The sequence below is a fragment of the Bartonella sp. 220B genome (assembly GCF_026930205.1).
Lineage (GTDB): Bacteria > Pseudomonadota > Alphaproteobacteria > Rhizobiales > Rhizobiaceae > Bartonella.
The window spans coordinates 1-2607 of record NZ_JANHOI010000042.1 but is presented as its reverse complement, the minus strand read 5'-3'; the positions used below and the strand labels follow the sequence as shown (position 1 = coordinate 2607).

At 41.2% G+C, this 2607-nt stretch carries 4 protein-coding genes; all 4 read left to right on the top strand.

The genetic code is table 11. The features are described 5' to 3' along the window. Positions 1–100 precede the first annotated feature (100 nt). The 4 genes from NPX99_RS08510 to NPX99_RS08495 all read left to right on the top strand — a co-directional run bounded on the left by NPX99_RS08510 (position 101) and on the right by NPX99_RS08495 (position 2336). Positions 101–769, top strand: a complete 669-nt coding sequence (locus NPX99_RS08510; protein WP_269031401.1) for a hypothetical protein — start codon at positions 101–103, stop codon at positions 767–769. Then, complete coding sequence (locus NPX99_RS08505) at positions 766–1173, top strand: hypothetical protein (RefSeq protein ID WP_269031400.1); 408 nt, start codon at positions 766–768, stop codon at positions 1171–1173. Before NPX99_RS08510 ends, NPX99_RS08505 begins: the two co-directional genes overlap by 4 nt. 117 nt (positions 1174–1290) lie before the next feature. Next, a complete protein-coding gene (locus NPX99_RS08500; protein ID WP_269031399.1) occupies positions 1291–1926 on the top strand; it encodes a filamentous hemagglutinin in 636 nt (211 codons plus the stop codon). After that, positions 1923–2336, top strand: coding sequence for a hypothetical protein (locus NPX99_RS08495; protein WP_269031398.1), 414 nt, complete (start codon positions 1923–1925; stop codon positions 2334–2336). The genes NPX99_RS08500 and NPX99_RS08495 overlap by 4 nt, the downstream gene beginning before the upstream one ends. The last annotated feature ends 271 nt before the right edge of the window (positions 2337–2607 follow it).

Sequence of the window (2607 nt, the reverse complement as noted above, 5' to 3'; positions counted from 1 at the left end):
TTTGCTTTCGCTTTAAATAGCGGGATTGTTTCTCTGAACGCATCCTTTAACGGATGAGGATAAGGAGCATTTACAGAAAGGTTCTGATGGCATCAGGCGTATGTTCTACAATGGCATTTTTAATTCACCAGATGATGCTGCGGGTAATGCTGTCCAATTGGCTGTTAATAAAAATGATCCCCTTTATTTTACATACTTTCCCCAAGCTGACGATGTTCTCGTAGAGTTGGGGGTAGCATTTTATCAAAAGTTTTGGGAGGGTAGCAGTTGGGGATTGAGTAATTCGACAAAGAAGTTCCAAGATTTTATCTATCGTTATGGCAATACAGGGGCAATTGTTGGTGCGCATAGCCGCGGTACCATAACAGTAAGCAATGGAATGAATAACTTGAAAGAGCATGGTGTCTACGGTGTAGCTAAGAAAACAGACTTCTATCTTGTTGGAGCGGCTGCTCACACTCAATCGATAGCAAATACAGTAGATGAGATAAGCTATGGCGAAAAAAATTACGTCTACACACAAGGCCACCTATTAGACCCCATTAGTACAGTGATTGGTTACAATTGGCCTACGGCTTATGGGGTACCTTTCAGACCATATTATTTATTTCCACCAGCAATTGCAGTGAGAGAGGAAGGGGGAGCAGTCTTGGGCTTTAAGCCTAGCACCCATAATTGTTATGGTGATGCGGGTGATGCATGTAAAACTAATTATGGTTCATTTGGTTTTAAAAAACTTTATTCAACGAGAACAGGGAACAAAAAATGAAAATGTTGTTTAAATTATTAAGTCTGCTTATTTTGTTAACGGTCACTGGATGTGACATTGAAAACATTGACAAACCTGCTCCAGAGTACGTGAGTATGTGGGAGAAGTCAGATGCGGATTCTACTGAGGTAGGAAAAGCCTTATTAGAATGTGGAATGCCGAGCCTTATTGATCTTGATTCAGCAAACGACAATCGCAGCTTAAATCAAATAGCAACAATCCATATTTGTATGATTCAAGCAGGATTTCGTTATAAAGGGGGAGGGAGGCCGTGTTATACTTTTAGAGCCGAAAACTTGCCCATTTGTCGTCCAGGTGCTGTTATTCCGCAACGAAGTGTTCAGAAGCGCTTAAACAGCCCGTTTTGTAAAAGGTATAAAAACGCGGATGAATGCCAACCTTAATTTTTGTTGGTTATAATGAACAATCCTGCTCTTATGGCGGGATTGTTTCTCTGAACGCATTCTTTAACGGATGAGGATAAGGAGCATTTACAGAAAGGTTCTGATGGCATCAGGCGTATGTTTTACAATGGCCTTTTTAACACACCAGATGAGGCAGCGCGTAATGCGGTTCAATTATCTGATAATGAGCATGAACCGCTCTATTTTGTGGTGTTCCCTGAATCCGATTCTGCTATTTCAGAGTTGATGGTTGCAGGCTATCAGAAGTTTATGGAAAATAACTTTTGGGGTTTGACCAATTCCACACAAGAAGCAAAAGATTTGATATATGGCTATGGCAACAAGGGGTTGGAACTTTATGGACATAGTCGTGCTAGCATGACATTGTATAATACGCTGAATTCTTTAAAACAACAAGGTGTACAGGATAGAGCAGAGAACACAGAGATTAATCTTTATGGACCAGCTGCTAACGCCGAAGCTACGAGAGGTCTGTTAACTTATCTGAGAGGTGGCAAAAAAACCACTATTGGCTTTGATGGGCATAGATATGATTTTGTAAGCAGAGTGATTGGTGGCAATGGCTATACTTACGAGACAATACCTCCTGGTAGTAACAGGTGGAAAGAATGGTGGAATATGTTCTCAGATCCCATAAATCCCCATACTTGCCTTGGAGATGCCAGCGATAAGTGTACCGTGCGTTATGGTTCATCTCATCGAGTACAAGTCCCTTTAAGGAATAAAAAATGAAACAAATCTTTAAATTATTGAGTTGCATAGCTTTATTAGTTATAATTGGATGCCAGTTTAATAAGCCTCCTTCAGGATACTTGACCGCATGGGAGAAGCCAGGAGCAGATCGGCTTGAGGTAAAAAAAGCACTTTTAGAATGTGGAATGCCAGCTCCTTATGATGTATTTCCAGAAAACAGAAAGCAGAACATCAATGCAAAAGCAACAACTTATGCTTGCATGCTTCAAGCGGGATTCCGCTATAAAGATGAAGAGGTAGCAAGAGCGGGAGGGTGGTGTTATACTTTCAGGGAAGAAAACTTACCCATTTGTCGTCCAGGAGCTGTGATTCCACAGAGAAGTGTCAAGAAGCGCTTAAATAGCCCGTTTTGTAAAAAGCATCCAGAACAATATGAATGCTATCCTTAATTCTTGCTGGTGATGACGGTCAACAATCCGCCATCCTTGCCTTCGCTTGAAATGGCGGGATTATTCCCTCATTCCGCCATCGCAATACAAAAATATCAACAGGCTTATGAGCCATCTCAGTGTAAAAGAAATCCATTAAAGGAGGAGAAAAATGAAGAAAATTTTGAAATTGTTGAGCTGCATAGCTCTCTTAAGCACGGCTGGATGTATTAACAAGCCACCCCCATCGACTTTAGCATTATGGGAAAAGCCTGGTGCCAATCAGCCTGTA

Bases quoted from the DNA above. Each gene is read 5' to 3' on its own strand.
- NPX99_RS08500 (WP_269031399.1), top strand. From the start codon at position 1,291: ATGTTTTACAATGGCCTTTTTAACACACCAGATGAGGCAGCGCGTAAT.
- NPX99_RS08495 (WP_269031398.1), top strand. From the start codon at position 1,923: ATGAAACAAATCTTTAAATTATTGAGTTGCATAGCTTTATTAGTTATA.
- NPX99_RS08505 (WP_269031400.1), top strand. From the start codon at position 766: ATGAAAATGTTGTTTAAATTATTAAGTCTGCTTATTTTGTTAACGGTC.
- NPX99_RS08510 (WP_269031401.1), top strand. From the start codon at position 101: ATGTTCTACAATGGCATTTTTAATTCACCAGATGATGCTGCGGGTAAT.